This is a genomic window from Vibrio sp. PSi01 (assembly GCF_054960695.1).
The window spans coordinates 205,774-223,721 of record NZ_JBHNYN010000005.1; the positions used below are offsets into that span (position 1 = coordinate 205,774).

At 44.1% G+C, this 17,948-nt stretch carries 15 protein-coding genes and 2 tRNA genes; 2 read left to right on the forward strand and 15 right to left on the reverse strand.

Annotated features, from left to right (window positions below; translation table 11 throughout):
• Positions 1 to 93 precede the first annotated feature (93 nt).
• The 14 genes from pnp to rlmE form a co-directional block, all read right to left on the reverse strand.
• Positions 94 to 2,214, reverse strand: coding sequence for a polyribonucleotide nucleotidyltransferase (pnp, locus tag ACFI6G_RS10010; protein ID WP_010436145.1), 2,121 nt, complete (start codon positions 2,212 to 2,214; stop codon positions 94 to 96).
• A 379-nt stretch (positions 2,215 to 2,593) separates the two neighbouring features.
• Positions 2,594 to 2,863 carry a 30S ribosomal protein S15 gene (gene rpsO, locus ACFI6G_RS10015; protein WP_010436144.1) on the reverse strand — a complete coding sequence of 90 codons (270 nt, stop codon included), beginning with the start codon at positions 2,861 to 2,863 and terminating at the stop codon, positions 2,594 to 2,596.
• Positions 2,864 to 3,081: 218 nt separating this feature from the next.
• Positions 3,082 to 4,035, reverse strand: coding sequence for a tRNA pseudouridine(55) synthase TruB (gene truB, locus ACFI6G_RS10020; RefSeq protein ID WP_010436141.1), 954 nt, complete (start codon positions 4,033 to 4,035; stop codon positions 3,082 to 3,084).
• Positions 4,035 to 4,448, reverse strand: a complete 414-nt coding sequence (gene rbfA / locus ACFI6G_RS10025; protein WP_010436137.1) for a 30S ribosome-binding factor RbfA — start codon at positions 4,446 to 4,448, stop codon at positions 4,035 to 4,037. The genes truB and rbfA overlap by 1 nt, the downstream gene beginning before the upstream one ends.
• Positions 4,449 to 4,582: 134 nt before the next feature.
• Positions 4,583 to 7,273, reverse strand: a complete 2,691-nt coding sequence (gene infB, locus ACFI6G_RS10030) for a translation initiation factor IF-2 (RefSeq protein WP_010436135.1) — start codon at positions 7,271 to 7,273, stop codon at positions 4,583 to 4,585.
• Positions 7,274 to 7,295: 22 nt separating this feature from the next.
• Entirely contained in the window at positions 7,296 to 8,783 is a 1,488-nt protein-coding gene (nusA, locus tag ACFI6G_RS10035; protein ID WP_010436132.1) for a transcription termination factor NusA, read from the reverse strand.
• Between the two features lie 35 nt (positions 8,784 to 8,818).
• The gene (rimP, locus tag ACFI6G_RS10040; protein ID WP_004738265.1) at positions 8,819 to 9,274 is read right to left on the reverse strand and encodes a ribosome maturation factor RimP; all 456 of its coding nucleotides are present in this window, start codon (positions 9,272 to 9,274) and stop codon (positions 8,819 to 8,821) included.
• A 234-nt stretch (positions 9,275 to 9,508) separates the two neighbouring features.
• A tRNA-Met gene (locus tag ACFI6G_RS10045) sits at positions 9,509 to 9,585 on the reverse strand.
• 53 nt (positions 9,586 to 9,638) lie between these two features.
• Positions 9,639 to 9,723 (reverse strand) — tRNA-Leu (locus tag ACFI6G_RS10050).
• 16 nt (positions 9,724 to 9,739) lie between these two features.
• Positions 9,740 to 10,072, reverse strand: coding sequence for a preprotein translocase subunit SecG (secG, locus tag ACFI6G_RS10055; RefSeq protein ID WP_010436124.1), 333 nt, complete (start codon positions 10,070 to 10,072; stop codon positions 9,740 to 9,742).
• Positions 10,073 to 10,349: 277 nt separating this feature from the next.
• Positions 10,350 to 11,690 carry a phosphoglucosamine mutase gene (gene glmM / locus ACFI6G_RS10060; RefSeq protein ID WP_016767299.1) on the reverse strand — a complete coding sequence of 447 codons (1,341 nt, stop codon included), beginning with the start codon at positions 11,688 to 11,690 and terminating at the stop codon, positions 10,350 to 10,352.
• 21 nt (positions 11,691 to 11,711) lie between these two features.
• Entirely contained in the window at positions 11,712 to 12,542 is an 831-nt protein-coding gene (gene folP / locus ACFI6G_RS10065) for a dihydropteroate synthase (RefSeq protein WP_016767298.1), read from the reverse strand.
• Between the two features lie 88 nt (positions 12,543 to 12,630).
• A complete protein-coding gene (ftsH, locus tag ACFI6G_RS10070) occupies positions 12,631 to 14,595 on the reverse strand; it encodes an ATP-dependent zinc metalloprotease FtsH (protein WP_016767297.1) in 1,965 nt (654 codons plus the stop codon).
• A 107-nt stretch (positions 14,596 to 14,702) separates the two neighbouring features.
• Positions 14,703 to 15,332 carry a 23S rRNA (uridine(2552)-2'-O)-methyltransferase RlmE gene (gene rlmE, locus ACFI6G_RS10075; RefSeq protein WP_010436116.1) on the reverse strand — a complete coding sequence of 210 codons (630 nt, stop codon included), beginning with the start codon at positions 15,330 to 15,332 and terminating at the stop codon, positions 14,703 to 14,705.
• A 114-nt stretch (positions 15,333 to 15,446) separates the two neighbouring features.
• Between rlmE and yhbY the strand changes: the two genes are divergently transcribed.
• The gene (gene yhbY / locus ACFI6G_RS10080; RefSeq protein WP_004734509.1) at positions 15,447 to 15,743 is read left to right on the forward strand and encodes a ribosome assembly RNA-binding protein YhbY; all 297 of its coding nucleotides are present in this window, start codon (positions 15,447 to 15,449) and stop codon (positions 15,741 to 15,743) included.
• Positions 15,744 to 15,877: 134 nt separating this feature from the next.
• Here yhbY and greA read toward each other — a convergent pair whose 3' ends face one another.
• Complete coding sequence (gene greA, locus ACFI6G_RS10085) at positions 15,878 to 16,351, reverse strand: transcription elongation factor GreA (RefSeq protein WP_010436111.1); 474 nt, start codon at positions 16,349 to 16,351, stop codon at positions 15,878 to 15,880.
• Positions 16,352 to 16,864: 513 nt separating this feature from the next.
• Between greA and ACFI6G_RS10090 the strand changes: the two genes are divergently transcribed.
• Positions 16,865 to 17,917, forward strand: coding sequence for a porin (locus ACFI6G_RS10090; protein ID WP_010436108.1), 1,053 nt, complete (start codon positions 16,865 to 16,867; stop codon positions 17,915 to 17,917).
• Positions 17,918 to 17,948: the final 31 nt, after the last annotated feature.

A 17,948-nucleotide genomic window follows, 5' to 3' on the forward strand; every position in this document is an offset into this window, starting at 1 on the left:
AAAGGGGAGCGATATGCTCCCCTTTATAACATGCTTTTTTACCAATGGGTTAGAAATCACTAAAAAGCGATATTCCCATCAATACGCTAAGAATTACTCAGCAGCAGGTGCTTCGCCTTCAGCTGGTGTTTCAACTGCTTCTTTCATGCTTAGACGTACACGGCCTTGACGGTCAATTTCAAGAACCTTAACAGGTACTTCTTGACCTTCAGTTAGGTAGTCAGACACTTTCTCAACGCGCTTGTCAGCGATTTGAGAGATGTGTACTAGACCATCTTTACCTGGAAGGATAGTAACGAATGCACCAAAGTCAGCTAGACGAGCAACTTTACCTTGGTAAATGCGGCCAACTTCAACTTCAGCAGTGATCTCTTCGATACGACGGATAGCTTCTTTAGCAGCTGCGCCTTCAGTAGCAGCAATCTTAATTGTGCCATCGTCTTCGATTTCGATTGTAGTACCTGTTTCTTCACAAAGAGCACGGATAACTGCGCCACCTTTACCGATAACATCTTTGATCTTATCAGAGCTGATTTTCATTGTGTGGATACGTGGAGCGAATTCAGAGATATCTTCACGAGCACCAGAGATAGCTTCATCCATTACAGAAAGGATGTGCTTACGTGCACCTTGCGCTTGGTTAAGAGCAATTTGCATGATCTCTTTAGTGATACCTTCGATCTTGATGTCCATTTGAAGTGCAGTGATACCAGCATTAGTACCTGCTACTTTAAAGTCCATGTCGCCTAGGTGATCTTCGTCGCCAAGAATGTCAGAAAGAACAACGAAATCGTCGCCTTCTTTAACAAGACCCATTGCGATACCCGCAACAGAAGCTTTGATTGGAACACCAGCATCCATAAGCGCTAGAGATGTACCACATACAGAAGCCATTGAAGAAGAACCGTTAGATTCTGTGATTTCCGATACAACACGAACTGTGTATGGGAATTCATCAACAGAAGGCATTACAGCTTGGATACCACGTTTAGCAAGCTTACCGTGACCAATTTCACGACGCTTAGGAGAACCAACGAAACCAGTTTCACCTACACAGTATGGAGGGAAGTTGTAGTGTAGAAGGAAGTTGTCTTTCTTCTCACCCATTAGGCTATCGATGATTTGTGCATCACGTTGTGTACCAAGCGTTGCAGTAACAAGTGCTTGAGTTTCACCACGAGTGAATAGAGAAGAACCGTGTGTACGTGGAAGAACACCAGTACGTACGTCTAGCGCACGAACCATGTCTTTTTCACGGCCATCGATACGTGGGTTGCCAGCAATGATGCGGCTACGTACTACGTTTTTCTCTAGAGAACCAAGCATGCCGCGGATTTCGCGCTCATCTAGGTTTTCGTCTTGTGCAATTAGAGTTTCAACAACGTCGTTCTTAATTGCGCCAACTTGCTCGTAACGAGCCATTTTCTCAGTGATCTGGTACGCGTCAGATAGACGAGTTTCAGCTTGCTCAGCAACTTTAGCTTTAAGCTCAGTGTTAACTGCTGGCGCTTCCCAGTTCCAAGATGGAGTTGCAACTTCAGCAGCAAACTCGTTGATCGCTTTAATTACAACTTGTTGTTGGTCGTGACCGAAAACAACAGCTGAAAGCATCTCTTCTTCAGATAGGTTATCTGCTTCAGATTCAACCATTAGCACTGCGCCTTCTGTACCAGACACAACTAGGTCTAGTTTAGAGTTTTCAAGCTCAGTATTTGATGGGTTAAGAACAAGTTCGCCATCGATGTGGCCAACACGTGCAGCACCGATAGGACCATTGAATGGTGCACCAGAGATAGCAAGTGCAGCAGACGTTGCGATCATAGTGATCATGTCTGGGTTTACGTCAGGGTTGATAGATACAACCGTAGCGATAACTTGAACTTCGTTTTTGAACGCACTTGGGAAAAGTGGGCGAATTGGACGGTCAATCAGACGAGCTGTTAGTGTTTCGCCTTCAGAAGGACGACCTTCACGCTTAAAGAAGCCACCAGGGATTTTACCCGCAGCGTATGTACGCTCTTGGTAGTTAACTGTTAGAGGGAAGAAATCTTGACCTGCAACAGCTTCTTTCTTAGCAACAACAGAAACGAATACTGATGTATCGTCCATAGTTGCCATTACAGCAGCAGTAGCTTGACGTGCGATTACGCCCGTTTCTAGAGTAACGGTGTGATTACCGTACTGGAACGATTTTACAACTGGTTTTTCAAACATTGTATATCCTTAGCTCTAAAGTCATGACTTTAGATTAAGTGAATAATGACTCAAGATATTACCAATCGCGACTAGTGAAAAGGGACTCGAGATAGTGCTTCTTTGTATGAATTCATACGCCGAATTAGGACCAAATCCGCCTTTGAATAGTCGCGACCTATTGGCCGACATCTGTGACTGTAATCTCTTGAGAAGGTTGATTGCCAAACGTGAAAACGCTATAGGCGGGCGTAGTATAAACTATTTTTATTAGGAGATATATTTCCTATCAGAAAAAGCCAGGTGATATTCTAAGCATCCGGTCTGCCATTTTCTTACAGGCACAAAAAAAGGAGCATAAATGCTCCTTTTCTTCAAACTGTCTTTGCAGACATCGCTATTAACGACGTAGGCCTAGACGCTTGATTAGATCTTGGTAACGAGCAAGGTTTTTGCCTTTCAAGTAATCAAGAAGCTTACGACGGCTAGAAACCATACGTAGTAGACCACGACGGCTGTGGTGATCGTGCTTGTGTGCTTTGAAGTGACCTTGTAGGTGGTTGATAGAAGCAGTAAGTAGTGCTACTTGTACTTCTGGTGAACCTGTGTCGCCTTCAGATTGTGCGTATTCTGCAACGATTGCTGCTTTAGTTTCTGCATTCAGAGACATAATTCTCTCCTGATAAGAGTAAGTTTATATTTGTAGCAGCCAATCTCTGATTCAGCCGCTACGCGAGCCGAGGATTATAGGGAAGTTTATGAATTGGTGCAATAACAATCGAACGCCTTAAAACGAAAAAAGCGAACCACTGAATGAAAGGGCTCGCTTTCTTTATCAATTGTTGGCCCTTAAGGACGAACGACTAATATTCTGACTCGATTTAAACGCTACGCTTGTGGCTCTTCATCTCTGAAAACCACCAAGCGCTTAGGTGCAACTCGGCCATCTTCTGCAATCTGAGCAACGCCAACAAACAGCTTTTCTTCACCACTTGTCATACGAACCGTGCCTTCAGTTGGTGCACCAGAAACCTGAACTGGCATGCCGTGCTGAACTAGGTCAGTCAGTTCCGCGTTCAAATTCACTTCTGGTAAGTCTTCTACGGCAGTGTCCATTGGCATCAGAAGTGGATCAAGCAGCTCTTTTGGTGCAATTTCTTGCGCTTGTGCTTGCTCTAGGATCTCGTTTAACTGCTCCAAAGTCACCATACGTTCATAAGGGTACTTTGCTACACCAGTACGACGAAGCATTGTCACGTGAGCACCACAACCTAGCATTTCACCAAGGTCATCGGTAATTGTGCGAATGTAAGTGCCTTTCGAACAATGCACTTCCATTTCAACTTCATCACCTTCAAAGCGAAGCAATTCAATAGAGTACACAGTGATCTTACGAGACTCTCGAGGTACTTCAATACCTGCGCGAGCGTATTCGTACAAAGGCTTACCTTGATACTTCAATGCCGAGAACATTGATGGGATCTGGTCGGTTTCACCCTTAAAGCTTGCAATGCAACGTTCAAGTTGTTCTTGAGTCACATTCACTTCACGAGTTTCAACCACTTCACCATCAGAGTCAGAGGTGTTGGTACGCTCACCAAGCTTAGCGATTACTACGTAGCGCTTATCAGAATCTAGAAGAAACTGAGAAAACTTCGTTGCTTCACCAAGACAAATTGGCAGCATGCCAGTCGCAAGAGGATCCAGAGCACCTGTGTGCCCTGCCTTCTCTGCAAAGTAAATACGCTTTACTTTTTGCAGTGCATCATTAGATGAAATACCAGTAGGCTTATCTAACAGAATTACCCCGTTAATAGGGCGACCTTTACGACGGCGAGCCATTACTCTTCGTCCTTAGACTGAATTTCGTCAGTGCGGCCAGCTTCTTGCTGCTTACGCTTATCGTCGCTTAGAACTTCACTCACTAGGTTAGACATACGCATGCCTTCTACCAATGTGTTGTCGTAAGTAAAACGTACTTCAGGCGTTAGACGGTGGCGAATGCGCTTACCAAGAGCCATACGAACTGGCACTTCATGCTCTTTAAGAGCAGCAAGGCACGATTCAGGCGTTTGCTCGCCGATACATAGGAAAGTAACGAATACTTTTGCGTATGCAAGGTCACGAGACACTTCTACGTCTGAGATCGTTACCATACCAATACGTGAGTCACGAACTTCACGTTGTAGGATAAGGGCAAGCTCTTTTTGAAGCTGCTGAGACACACGCTGTGTGCGGCTAAATTCTTTTGACATTTTCTTTTCTCACTTAGAAAGATGGGGGGCTTGGTAATTACCAGCCCCCCATGGTGTATTCAACAACCGATTACTTATTACCATTACTAGTAATGTTAGTAACCTTAGTCAATATGTCGAGTCGTACTGACTGATTAGTCTAGAGTACGTTTAACTTCAACAATTTCGAATACTTCGATCTGGTCACCAACGCGAACGTCGTTGTAGTTCTTAACGCCGACACCACACTCGTAACCATTTTTAACTTCTTGAACGTCATCTTTAAAGCGACGAAGTGACTCTAGTTCACCTTCGTAGATAACAACGTTTTCACGAAGTACACGGATTGGGTTGCTACGCTTAATTGTACCTTCAGTAACAATACAACCAGCGATTGCGCCAAGCTTAGGTGACTTAAATACGTCACGAACTTGTGCAAGACCAATGATCTCTTGACGGAATTCAGGAGCAAGCATACCGCCCATCGCCTGTTTAACTTCGTCAATCAGTTGGTAGATGATTGAGTAGTAACGTAGATCTAGGTTTTCGTTCTGAACCGTACTACGCGCAGTTGCGTCAGCACGAACGTTGAAACCAAGGATGATAGCGTTAGAAGCCGCTGCAAGCGTTGCATCAGTTTCAGTAATACCACCAACACCAGAGCCTACGATGTTCACTTTAACTTCGTCAGTTGACAGTTTCAGTAGAGAATCAGCAATCGCTTCTACAGAACCTTGAACGTCAGCTTTAAGTACAACGTTAAGTTCAGCAACTTCACCAGCCGTCATGTTCGCGAACATGTTCTCTAGTTTCGCTTTTTGTTGGCGAGCTAGTTTAACATCACGGAATTTACCTTGACGGTAGTTTGCAACTTCACGCGCTTTACGCTCATCACGTACAACAGTCGCTTCGTCACCTGAAGCAGGAACGCCAGAAAGACCTAGAATTTCTACAGGGATAGATGGACCTGCAGTTTCAATGTCTTTACCGTTTTCATCACGCATTGCACGAACACGACCGTACTCTTGACCACAAAGAACGATATCGCCTTTGTTTAGAGTACCAGACTGTACTAGTACTGTTGCAACTGGACCACGACCTTTATCAAGACGAGATTCAACAACAACACCAGATGCCATGCCTTCTTTAACTGCTGTAAGCTCAAGAACTTCAGACTGAAGAAGGATTGCTTCTAGAAGACCATCGATGTTTGTACCCTGTTTTGCAGAGATGTGAACGAAGATGTTCTCGCCGCCCCATTCTTCAGGGATAACGTCGTATTGAGCTAGCTCATTCTTAACGTTGTCTGGGTTTGCACCCTCTTTATCGATCTTGTTCACAGCAACAATCAGAGGAACACCTGCCGCTTTCGCGTGCTGGATTGCTTCGATTGTTTGTGGCATTACGCCATCGTCTGCTGCTACTACTAGGACAACGATATCTGTCGCTTGAGCACCACGAGCACGCATAGCGGTAAACGCCGCGTGTCCAGGAGTATCAAGGAACGTGATCATGCCGTTATCAGTATCTACGTGGTAAGCACCAATGTGCTGCGTGATACCGCCAGCTTCGCCAGAAGCAACGTGTGCTTTACGAATGTAATCAAGTGTTGAAGTTTTACCGTGGTCAACGTGACCCATGATAGTAACAACAGGAGCACGACCCTCAGCCGTTGCATTGTTGTCACGGTCAGCTAGTACCGCTTCTTCAAGTTCGTTTTCTTTACGTAGGATAACCTTGTGGCCCATTTCTTCAGCAACAAGTTGTGCTGTTTCTTGGTCAATCACTTGGTTGATAGTCGCCATAGCGCCCATCTTCATCATTACTTTGATAACTTCAGTTGCTTTAACTGACATTTTGCTCGCCAGTTCAGAAACAACGATAGTTTCGCCGATAGCAACGTCAGATTTAGCAACCGTCGCTGACTTATCGAAGCCTTGCTGCATTGAAGTTGGTTTAGCAAGCTTACCTTTACCGCCACGACCACGTTGGTTACGACCGCCACGGTTGTTTGCTGGTTGGTTAGCAGGAGCTGCTTTCTTCTTGCGACGACGAGGTGCTTTCTCGTCTTTCTTATCTGCCGCATCTTCAGCTTCACGAGCGTAAGTAGAAGTAGTCACATGGTAATCCGCAGATTTCTCTTGCTCTTTCTTCTTCTTCTCTTCTTCAGACCAACGTTCTTGGTTCTCTTCAGCTAACTTACGAGCTTCTTCAACAAGCTTAGCTGCTTCAGCTTCTGCTTTACGAGTTGCTTCTTGCTCTTGACGAGCTTTAAGTTCATCCGCTTCTTTTTTCGCTTGTGCGTTAGCGTCTGCATTTTTTGAATTCATGTCTTTTTTAGCCTTTTCAGCTTGTGCGCGTTGAGCCTTCTCTTCAGCATCACGTTTTGCATCCGCTTCACGTGTTACTTTTTCTTCGGCTTCGCGCTGTGCTTTCTCTGCAGCATCACGTTTCGCTTGCTCTTCAGCATCGCGTTGTGCTTTCTCTTCCGCTTCACGATTAGCTAGTTCCTCAGCTTCACGTTTCGCTTCATCTTCAATAGTGCTGCGCTTCACGTAAGTACGTTTTTTACGTACCTCTACTTGAACATCCTTACTCTTACCGCCTCCAGCAGCAACACTTAACGTGCTGCGGGTCTTGCGCTGAAGAGTTAAACGAGTCGGTTCTGTTTCACCAGAAGTATCACCATGCTCCTTTTTTAGGTGCGTTAGCAATGTTTGCTTCTCTGAATCAGTCACTTGATCCGACCCTGATTTCTTCATGCCTGCATCAGCAAGTTGTTCAATTAAGCGGTCAACTGGCGTACCAATCTCTTCACTCAGTGCTTTAACTGTTAATTGTGTCATACCGCTTTCTCTCCTTGCTGAATTATTCTTCGTCGCCGAACCAACAGATGTTACGCGCAGCCATAATTAGCTCGCCTGCACGCTCTGCAGTTAGGTCTTCGATGCCTTCTAGTTCATCAACGCCTTGGTCAGCTAGGTCTTCCAATGTCGCAACGCCTTTTGCTGCTAGCTTGTAAGCCATTTCACGCTCAAGACCTTCAAGTGCAAGTAAGTCTTCAGCAGGCTCAACACCGTCGAAAGTTTCTTCTTTCGCTAGCGCTAGAGTAGTCAGTGCGTCTTTTGCGCGGTTACGTAGTTCTTCAACGATACCTTCGTCTAGACCGTCTACTTCAAGAAGCTCGTTCACAGGAACGTATGCTACTTCTTCAAGCGTAGAGAAGCCTTCTTCAACAAGCATTTGAGCAAAGTCTTCTTCGATGTCTAGGTGCTTCATGAAGTTTTCAATAGAAGCAACAGCTTCTTCTTGGTGCTTCTTCTCAAGATCAGCAACAGTCATCACGTTCAGTTCCCAACCAGTTAGTTGAGAAGCTAGACGTACGTTTTGACCACTACGTCCAATCGCTTGTGCTAGGTTATCCGCTTCAACAGCGATATCCATAGAGTGTGCATCTTCATCAACGATGATAGATGCAACGTCAGCAGGAGCCATAGCGTTGATTACGAATTGAGCCGGGTTATCGTCCCAAAGAACGATATCGATACGCTCACCGCCAAGATCGTTAGAAACAGCTTGTACACGAGCACCACGCATACCAACACACGCACCAACAGGATCGATACGTTTGTCGTTTGTTTTCACAGCGATTTTAGCACGAGAACCAGCGTCACGTGCAGCACCTTTAAGTTCAATTAGCTCTTCACCAATCTCAGGCACTTCAACACGGAATAACTCAGCTAGCATTTCTGGCTTCGAACGAGTAACAAAAAGCTGGAAACCACGAGCTTCTGGTTTAACTGCGTAAAGAAGACCACGAACACGGTCACCTGGACGGAAGTTTTCACGAGGAAGTTGGTCATCACGAAGGATTACCGCTTCAGCGTTGTTACCTAGGTCTAGAATAACGGTATCACGGTTAACTTTCTTAACTGCACCAGTTACTAGCTCGCCTTCGTTATCAATAAACTGTTCAACGATTTGAGCGCGTTCAGCTTCACGTACTTTCTGTACGATAACTTGCTTAGCCGTTTGAGTCGTAATACGGTCAAACGTTACTGATTCGATATCATCTTCAATGAAACCGCCAAGTTCGATCTCTGGGTCATCGTACTTTGCAGCTTCAATAGAGATTTCTTTTGTTGGGAATTCAACTTCCTCAACAGCTTCCCAACGACGGAAAGTTTCGAAATCACCCGTTTTACGGTCGATTTCAACACGAACTTCGATTTCTAATTCGCTTTTCTTTTTTGTTGCCGTTGCAAGCGCGATTTCAAGCGCTTCAAAAATACGCTCACGAGGAACTGCTTTCTCATTAGAAACAGCTTCTACTACCGCCAAAATTTCTTTGTTCATTAATCTAGCCTCTTAAGCTCTTCTCTCTAGGAGAACTAAAATTTAGGGATCAGGTTAGCTTTCGCAATATTGCTAAGGACGAATTCTTCTTCTTGTCCTTCAACCAATACTTTTACTGTCTCGCCTTCGATAGATTGGATATCACCTTTCCATTTACGACGGTTGCCGACAGCCATTTTCAAAACGATGCTTACCTCGTGACCAATAAATTGTTGGTAATGCTCTGCTTTGAACAGTGGTCTCTCTAAACCTGGTGAAGACACTTCAAGGTTATAAGCCACTGAAATTGGATCTTCAACGTCCATTACGGCACTTACTTGGTGACTAACTTCAGCGCAATCATCTACATTGATACCATTTGGTGAATCGATGTAAATACGTAGCGTTGAGTGCTCACCAGCACGAATAAATTCTAATCCAACTAACTCATAACCCGATGCTGCTACTGGAGCGTCAAGCATTTCAGTAAGTTGTCTTTCTAAACCAGTCATTTAACCACTCCAGAAACAAAAAAAGGGCTCAAAGCCCAATTTAAATTCCAAGCAAACATTATCTAAACGCATTTACAAATGCTTAGATAACAAAAAACCCCGTATAAGCCGGGGTTTTTGTTGCTGGACCCTTATATGTTAAGTGCCATCATATTTGATATCACACTTAACTCACAGTGAGGTTCACACTGTGCAAACTTGCTACCAATACAAGCTATATAATAGCATTGAAATTGGTTGCGGGAGCCGGATTTGAACCGACGACCTTCGGGTTATGAGCCCGACGAGCTACCAAACTGCTCCATCCCGCGTCCGACTTGCGAGCATTATACGCCCAACAAGATGTTTTACAAGTTTGTAAACATGGTGCCGAGAGAGGGACTCGAACCCTCACACCCTAAGGCACTAGCACCTCATGCTAGCGTGTCTACCAATTTCACCATCTCGGCATCAAATCTTTACAGCTTATTGTGGAATTTCGTCGCCTTGCGCCGGAATTTCACTCGCTGCATCATCAGCTTGCTGAATTACCTGACCTTGAGTCGGGTCAATCCATTGTGACTCAGTCTTATGTGTAGACATATTACCAAGCACTAAGCTAAGGATAAAAAATGTAGTTGCAAAAACTGCAGTCATTCGGGTAAGGAAATTTCCTGAGCCACCAGCACCAAACACAGTGTTTGAAGCGCCAGCACCGAAAGAGGCTCCCATATCTGCGCCTTTACCTTGTTGAATCAACACTAGGCCAATTACACCAAGCGCTGCCAACAGGTAAATCACAAGTAGAACTGTAAACATTTTTCCACCTATGTTCCTAATTGTTGAGCCAGCGCCGTTCAAAAAACTATTTTTAAGAACAAGGCTAGCGACCTCCTAACTGAAGGCCGAGCAATACTAGCGAATGAGGCGATGGCTGACAAGGAGAATTTGCTAAAAAATAAGCCTTTACCAAGTGAGTGGTCAAAAAAAGGTCAAAAGCGACACAAAACTCATTTTCGCCTCTTTTGACCGTTCTGTAACTCAACCAATCCTAATAACAGGTACATATCATTGCACCTGCTAAATAAAGACTAAATTAGCAGTTTGCTTTTACTGCATCAGCAATTTTAAGTGCCGAAGATTGAACTAACTCAGCGTCTTCGCCTTCTACCATTACGCGCAATAGTGGCTCTGTGCCAGATTTACGTAATAGCACACGGCCTTTCTCGCCAAGTTCCGCTTCCACTTCAACCACAGTCGCTTTAACCGCCTCTGCTTCTAGTGGGTTTGAATCTCCGCTGAAGCGAACATTTTCTAGGACTTGAGGGTATAACGTCATACCTTGAGAAAGTTCATTCAATGTCATTTCACTATCGACTACCGAAGCCAGAACTTGCAGAGCAGCAACAATAGCATCGCCCGTCGTTACTTTGTCTAACAGGATAACGTGACCCGAATTTTCTGCACCGATCTTCCAGCCTTTAGCAAGAAGTTGCTCCATTACGTAACGGTCACCAACAGCAGCGCGAACAAACGGAATACCTAACTGCTTAAGGCCGTTTTCCATACCAAGGTTCGTCATTAGTGTACCAACTACGCCACCTTTCAATTCACCACGACGCAGTGCATCACGAGCAATGATGTAAGCGATCTGGTCGCCATCAACCTTGTTCCCTAGCTCATCAACCATGATGATACGATCACCATCACCATCAAAACCAAGGCCTAATGCTGCATTTTCTGCAAGCACTTTCGCTTGCAGAGCACGTACATCCGTTGCGCCTACTTCGTGGTTGATGTTAGTACCATTTGGCTCAACACCAATCGCAATAACTTCAGCTCCTAGCTCTCTGAATACAGCGGGAGCAATGTGGTAAGTCGCACCATGGGCACAATCAACAACAATCTTCATTCCTGCAAGCGTCATCTGATTTGGGAACGTGCTTTTACAAAACTCAATATAACGGCCAGCCGCATCGTTTAAACGTACCGCCTTACCAAGTTCAAATGAATCAACACATTCGATGTCTTTATCCAGTTCCGCTTCAATCGCTAGCTCGATATCGTCTGGCAATTTAGTCCCCTCTGAAGAGAAAAACTTGATGCCATTATCGTAGTAAGGATTATGCGATGCAGAGATAACAATCCCCGCCTCAGCACGGAAAGTTTGCGTTAGATAAGCAACAGCCGGTGTCGGCATTGGCCCCGTAAACGTAGCCTGAAGACCCGCAGCAGCTAAGCCAGCTTCTAAAGCAGACTCAAGCATGTAGCCAGAGATGCGAGTATCTTTACCGATAATCACTTTCTTTGTGCCTTGTTTAGCAAGAACACGACCCGCAGCCCAGCCAAGCTTCAGAACAAAATCAGGTGTAATCGGGTACTGGCCTACTTTGCCACGCACACCATCAGTGCCGAAGTAACGTCTTTTATCAGACATGTTGATTTTCCTTAATTATGATTAGTGATTGTTATTCATCACTTCGATTATCTTCATCGCTTCCAACGTATCTTCGACGTCATGAACACGAATAATTTGTGCACCTTTCATTGCTGCAATGGTCGCACAAGTAACACTGGCGACCATGCAGTCCGCAGGAGCTTTGTCTAATAGCTTAAAAATCATCGATTTTCTCGACATCCCCGCCAAGACAGGTAACCCAAGCGTGTGAAATTTTTCAAGGTGCGCTAATAGGCGGTAATTATGCTCAATGGTTTTACCAAAACCAAAACCGGGATCCAGAATCAACTGCTCTTTTGATATCCCTACAGCCTCACAAGCTTCAACCCTTTCTTGTAAGAAAGCTTCTACATCCGTTAGAACATCGTCGTAACTAGGATTCGCTTGCATAGTTCTTGGCTGACCTTTCATGTGCATCAGGCAAACCGGAACCTTCGCATCAGCGGCAGCTTCTAAAGCACCGGGCTCTTGTAAAGCTCGCACATCATTGATCAAATCAGCACCAGCTTCAACCGCTTGACGCATCACTTCAGCTTTACTGGTATCGATAGAAATCCAGACATCAAATCTAGCTCGAATAGCTTTAATAGCAGGAATAACTCGAGATAATTCTTCTTCTAAGGCAACCTCAGGAGCGCCAGGACGAGTCGACTCACCACCAATGTCAATGATGCTAACACCAGCTTGAATCATTCGTTCAGCTTGTAACAAAGCATTGTCTAATGAACTAAATTTACCACCATCAGAGAAAGAGTCAGGCGTGACATTGAGAATACCCATTACATGTGGGCGGTCTAAAACGAGCGTTTTATTGTGTGCTTTTAATATCATGGAAGGCTGGTCTTAAAGGTAAAAACATCTTGGGCTAGAAACAGAAAAACCCTGAGCGTACTCAGGGTTTTAATTTAAAGCTTAGCGATTAAGAATCTTTGTTTTGAGCATCATCTGATTCAGATTTAACTTCTTCAACTTTCGATTCTTCAGCTTTTGGTTCGGCTGCTTCTTCTGATTTCGCTTCAGGTTTAGCTTCTTCCTTTGCAGGTTCTGCTTTCGCCTGGTCACCCCAACCAGCAGGCTCGCGAATGTCGTCTTTACGTTCCATCAGGTCATCAATCTGACCAGCATCAATCGTTTCAAACTTCATTAGTGCATCTTTCATCGAGTGCATGATATCCATGTTCTCTTCGAGAATTTGCTTCGCACGAGCGTAGTTGCGGTCGATTAAGATACGAATTTCTTCATCGATCAACTTAGTTGTATCGTCAGAAACATGTTTCGCTTGGCTCATGCCACGACCTAGGAAAACTTCGCCTTCTTCTTCAGCATATAAAAGAGGACCCAGTTTTTCAGAGAAGCCCCACTGCGTGACCATCTTACGAGCAATATCAGTTGCACGTTCGATATCGTTAGACGCACCAGTCGAAACTTTGTCTTTACCGTAGATAAGTTCTTCAGCAAGACGACCACCGTACAAGCTAGAGATCATTGATTCTAGATGTTGGCGAGACATACTTACGCGGTCTTGCTCAGGTAGGTACATAGTTACACCAAGCGCGCGACCACGTGGAATGATTGAAACCTTGTACACTGGATCGTGTTCTGGTACCAAACGACCAACAATTGCGTGACCCGCTTCGTGGTAAGCCGTTGACTCTTTCACTTCTTCAGACATCACCATCGAACGGCGCTCAGCACCCATCATGATTTTGTCTTTCGCAAGTTCAAACTCGACCATCGAAACATTTCGCTTGTTACCACGAGCAGCAAACAGCGCCGCTTCGTTCACAAGGTTGGCAAGATCTGCACCAGAGAAGCCTGGAGTACCACGAGCAATCAGAGATGGTTCAACATCACCCGACAGTGGAACTTTACGCATGTGTACTTTAAGAATCTGTTCACGACCACGTACATCAGGCAGACCAACCACAACTTGGCGGTCAAAACGACCAGGACGAAGTAATGCAGGGTCTAGTACGTCTGGACGGTTAGTTGCAGCGATAACGATAATACCTTCGTTACCTTCGAAACCATCCATCTCAACCAGCATTTGGTTAAGTGTTTGTTCACGTTCATCGTGACCACCACCAACACCAGCACCACGTTGACGACCTACAGCATCGATTTCATCGATAAAGATGATACAAGGTGCTGCTTTTTTCGCTTGCTCGAACATGTCACGCACACGAGATGCACCAACACCAACAAACATTTCAACGAAATCAGAACCTGAGATAGTAAAGAACGGTACTTTCGCTTCACCAGCAATTGCTTTTGCAAGCAACGTTTTACCAGTACCAGGAGGACCAACCAACAGGATACCAGTAGGAATCTTACCACCTAGCTTTTGGAAACGACTAGGGTCGCGAAGGTAATCAACCAGCTCTTTAACGTCTTCTTTTGCTTCGTCACAACCAGCAACATCCGCAAACATCGTTTTAATTTGTTCTTCGCTCATCATACGAGCTTTGCTCTTACCAAAAGACATAGCGCCTTTACCGCCGCCACCGCCTTGCATTTGACGCATGAAGAAAATCCACACACCAATTAGTAAGATCATAGGGAACCAAGAGATGAAGATAGTGCCGAGTAAGCTCTGCTCTTCAGGTGGTGTACCCTGAACTTTTACGTTTTGATTAATTAAGTCATCAAGTAGCTTTTGATCATAAACAGGCATGTAAGTTACATACTTAGAACCACCGCCACGACGTGTGAAGGTAATTTCGCTGTTATTGAACTGTGCGTCTTGAATCTGGCCTTGGCCAACTTCCTGTACAAACGTGGTGTAATCTACTGCTCTGCCGTTGCTTTCCCCAGGGCCGAAGCTCTGGAATACCGACATCAACACTACCGCGATAACAAGCCACAGAATTAAATTTTTTGCCATGTCACTCAAGGTGTAAGCCTCTCGATAACTAATTGTAATTAAAGGTAGGGTACTACAGTTTGTAACCTGTAGCCATGTTGTTAACTCTCACTCTTGGAAGAGAATCGTTAACCTTTGTAACCAGTGGCTACGATGAACACTTCACGAGATCGAGCTCGAGAAGAGTCGGGTTTTCTAACTTTGACTGTTTTAAACATCTCACGGACGTCCTTAACATATTGGTCAAAGCCTTCGCCTTGGAATACTTTTACAACAAAACTACCATTGGTAGCTAGAACTTGTCGACACATATCCAAAGCTAATTCAACTAAATACATAGCTCTTGGCTGATCTACAGAATTATTGCCTGCTATATTAGGTGCCATATCAGACATCACCACATCAACCATGTTGGGTTGTATACGTTCCAATAAGGCATCTAGAACAGCTTCTTCCCGGAAATCACCTTGTAAAAAGCTAACTCCGGCAATCGGGTCCATTGGTAACAAGTCACACGCGATGATTTGTCCGTTGTCGCCAATAATCTTAGCAGCATATTGAGACCAACCGCCAGGCGCTGCGCCCAGATCCACAATGGTCATCCCAGGAGACAGCAATTTATCTTTAGATTGAATCTCTTCCATTTTGAAATAAGCACGTGAACGATAACCTTTCTTTCTTGCTTCGTTTGCGTACTTGTCGTCGAAGTGTTCCTTCAACCAACGACCTGAACTGGCCGAGTGTTTCTGTTTGCTCATTGGATACCTAAATTGGAGGAAAGTACTAATTGCTGAATAAATTATAGTCTTCAGCTTTAGATGGCGTTAAAATAGGTTTTTTCAACCCTAATACTAAATAAAATTGGCCGCGTAATGAACCTAAGTACCAAACAAAAGCAGCATCTAAAGGGCCTAGCTCACAGTTTAAAACCTGTAGTGCTAATGGGCGCAAATGGACTTACTGAAGCTGTTCTAGCGGAAATCGAATTAGCTCTAGACCACCACGAACTGATCAAGATTAAAGTTGCATCAGAAGACCGTGAGACTAAGCAACTGATTATCGATGCAATTGTACGTGAATCTAAAGCTGAAAAAGTACAAACTATCGGTAAAGTTCTTGTACTGTTCCGTCAGTCAGAAGCACGTAAAATCGAGATTCCACGCAAATAAGCTAGTTTGACTTCAAGCTAGCTCCGCAATAACGCAATAAGAAAGCCATAGTGCTTATCTTTTAGTGTAGCGTGAGAAACGAAAAAGGTCGCATTAAGCGACCTTTTTACTTATCAGAAACAAAGCAAATTCAATTAGATGTATTCTACTTTGTCGATTTCGAAGTCTTTATCACCGCCAGGGGTAGAAATATGAACTTCGTCACCTTCCATCTTACCGATCAAACCGCGAGCAATAGGTGATTTAACTGAAATACGACCGGTTTTGATATCGGCTTCATCTTCAGAAACAATTTGGTAACGGAATTCATCATCAGTATCCACATCAACCAAAGTCACTGTCGTACCAAAGATGATCTTACCTGTGTTATCCATCTGGGTTACATCGATGATCTGAGCCAGTGATAATTTGTATTCGATATCTCGAATTTGAGCTTCACAGATACCCTGCTCTTCACGAGCTGCGTGGTATTCAGCATTCTCTTTCAAGTCACCTAGTTCACGTGCTTCACCAATAGCTGCTGAGATAACAGGGCGTAGCTTAAGTAGGCGATCTAATTCGTCACGTAGCTGCTGAGCGCCACGTACTGTCATTGGAACCTTTTCCATTTTTTACCTCTATGCCAAAGCTTTCTTTGACCAACATAAATTCACCCAACATCTTTATTAGGTGATAGAAACAAAACAATTTGGCTTAGTGTAAACAAACTTGATAGCTAAATCACCTTTATTCCACTTTGCGTTATAAAAGCTTTATCTAGGTCTAAATTACAGACATCACAGAAATGAATAATAACCTCCTCATCAATAAATCACCGACCAAATACCTAAAAAAAACAAAAACAAACCAAATAAATACAGATCACACTTTTATAAAAAAACATTAAAAACAAAAACTTAAACAACAGTAAATATAATAAAACAGTGTTCACAATTTTTATTGATATCATTTTACTAACTAGCTATGGAACTTTAGGGGTAAAAAGTAACTCATGGATTGCACTGGCATTTTTTAGACTTCTGTTCTAATCATGGTTATGAAGCTTGATTAATACAGGCAATACACAAAAGGGTTCAAATCCTTGATAAAACTTCTATGGACAGTAATTAGGAAATAATAACATGAACAAGACTATGATCGCGCTTGCTGTATCTGCTGCAGCTCTTGCTACTAACGCTGTAGCAGCCGACGGTAAACAAGCTGGTGGTATTGACGGTACTTCTGTATACAGCTCAAACGGCACTTCTCTAGAGATCGGTGGTCGTGCGGAAGCTCGTCTATCTCTAAAAGATGGCAAAGCTGAAGACAAAACTCGTGTACGTCTTAACTTCCTAGGTAAAGTTGAAATCCAAGACGGCCTATACGGTGTTGGTTTCTACGAAGGCGAATTCACAACGGCTGAAAACGGCGGTTCTACTGATAACAACGACGGCGACATCACTAACCGTTACACATACGCTGGTATCGGCGGTGACTTCGGTGAAGTTACTTACGGTAAAAACGACGGTGCGCTAGGCGTAATCACAGACTTCACGGATATCATGTCTTACCACGGTAACTCTGCTGCAATGAAAATTGCTGTAGCAGATCGTTCAGACAACATGGTTTCATACAAAGGTCAATTCCAAGACCTAGGCGTAAAAGCAAGCTACCGTTTTGCTGACCGTCAAGAAGGTGTTGTTAATGGTTGTAACATCGGTGAGTACTGTGACAACGACGCTGATGGCTACTCTCTATCTGGTATCTACGCTATCGGCGACTCTGGCTTTAAGCTAGGTGCTGGTTACGCAGACCAAGCTGACCAAAACGAATACATGCTAGCAGCTTCTTTCCGTACTGAAGCGCTATACTTTGCTGGTACGTTCACAGATGGTGAACTAGCGAAGAAAGACGGTGACTACACAGGTTACGAATTCGCAACTGCTTACACGCTAGATAAGACTGCATTCACGCTAACGTACAACAACGCAGAAACAGATGGTGATACATCTGCTGACAACGTTGCAATCGATGCTACTTACTACTTCAAGCCTAACTTCCGTACGTACATTTCGTACAACTTCAACCTTATCTCTGAAGGTGACAAGTTCGGTAATGCTGACGGTGTAAACTTTGGCGCAACTAAAGTACAAGCTGAAGACGAGCTAGCTCTAGGTCTACGTTACGACTTCTAATTCTGATTATCTAATTGATTAATTAGTTAAT

What these genes read in the sequence shown, in the direction of transcription:
- pnp (WP_010436145.1), bottom strand. Translation starts at nt 2,214, where the DNA reads ATGTTTGAAAAACCAGTTGTAAAATCGTTCCAGTACGGTAATCACACC.
- rpsO (WP_010436144.1), bottom strand. Translation starts at nt 2,863, where the DNA reads ATGTCTCTGAATGCAGAAACTAAAGCAGCAATCGTTGCAGAATACGCA.
- truB (WP_010436141.1), bottom strand. Translation starts at nt 4,035, where the DNA reads ATGGCTCGCCGTCGTAAAGGTCGCCCTATTAACGGGGTAATTCTGTTA.
- rbfA (WP_010436137.1), bottom strand. Translation starts at nt 4,448, where the DNA reads ATGTCAAAAGAATTTAGCCGCACACAGCGTGTGTCTCAGCAGCTTCAA.
- infB (WP_010436135.1), bottom strand. Translation starts at nt 7,273, where the DNA reads ATGACACAATTAACAGTTAAAGCACTGAGTGAAGAGATTGGTACGCCA.
- nusA (WP_010436132.1), bottom strand. Translation starts at nt 8,783, where the DNA reads ATGAACAAAGAAATTTTGGCGGTAGTAGAAGCTGTTTCTAATGAGAAA.
- rimP (WP_004738265.1), bottom strand. Translation starts at nt 9,274, where the DNA reads ATGACTGGTTTAGAAAGACAACTTACTGAAATGCTTGACGCTCCAGTA.
- secG (WP_010436124.1), bottom strand. Translation starts at nt 10,072, where the DNA reads ATGTTTACAGTTCTACTTGTGATTTACCTGTTGGCAGCGCTTGGTGTA.
- glmM (WP_016767299.1), bottom strand. Translation starts at nt 11,690, where the DNA reads ATGTCTGATAAAAGACGTTACTTCGGCACTGATGGTGTGCGTGGCAAA.
- folP (WP_016767298.1), bottom strand. Translation starts at nt 12,542, where the DNA reads ATGATATTAAAAGCACACAATAAAACGCTCGTTTTAGACCGCCCACAT.
- ftsH (WP_016767297.1), bottom strand. Translation starts at nt 14,595, where the DNA reads ATGGCAAAAAATTTAATTCTGTGGCTTGTTATCGCGGTAGTGTTGATG.
- rlmE (WP_010436116.1), bottom strand. Translation starts at nt 15,332, where the DNA reads ATGAGCAAACAGAAACACTCGGCCAGTTCAGGTCGTTGGTTGAAGGAA.
- yhbY (WP_004734509.1), top strand. Translation starts at nt 15,447, where the DNA reads ATGAACCTAAGTACCAAACAAAAGCAGCATCTAAAGGGCCTAGCTCAC.
- greA (WP_010436111.1), bottom strand. Translation starts at nt 16,351, where the DNA reads ATGGAAAAGGTTCCAATGACAGTACGTGGCGCTCAGCAGCTACGTGAC.
- ACFI6G_RS10090 (WP_010436108.1), top strand. Translation starts at nt 16,865, where the DNA reads ATGAACAAGACTATGATCGCGCTTGCTGTATCTGCTGCAGCTCTTGCT.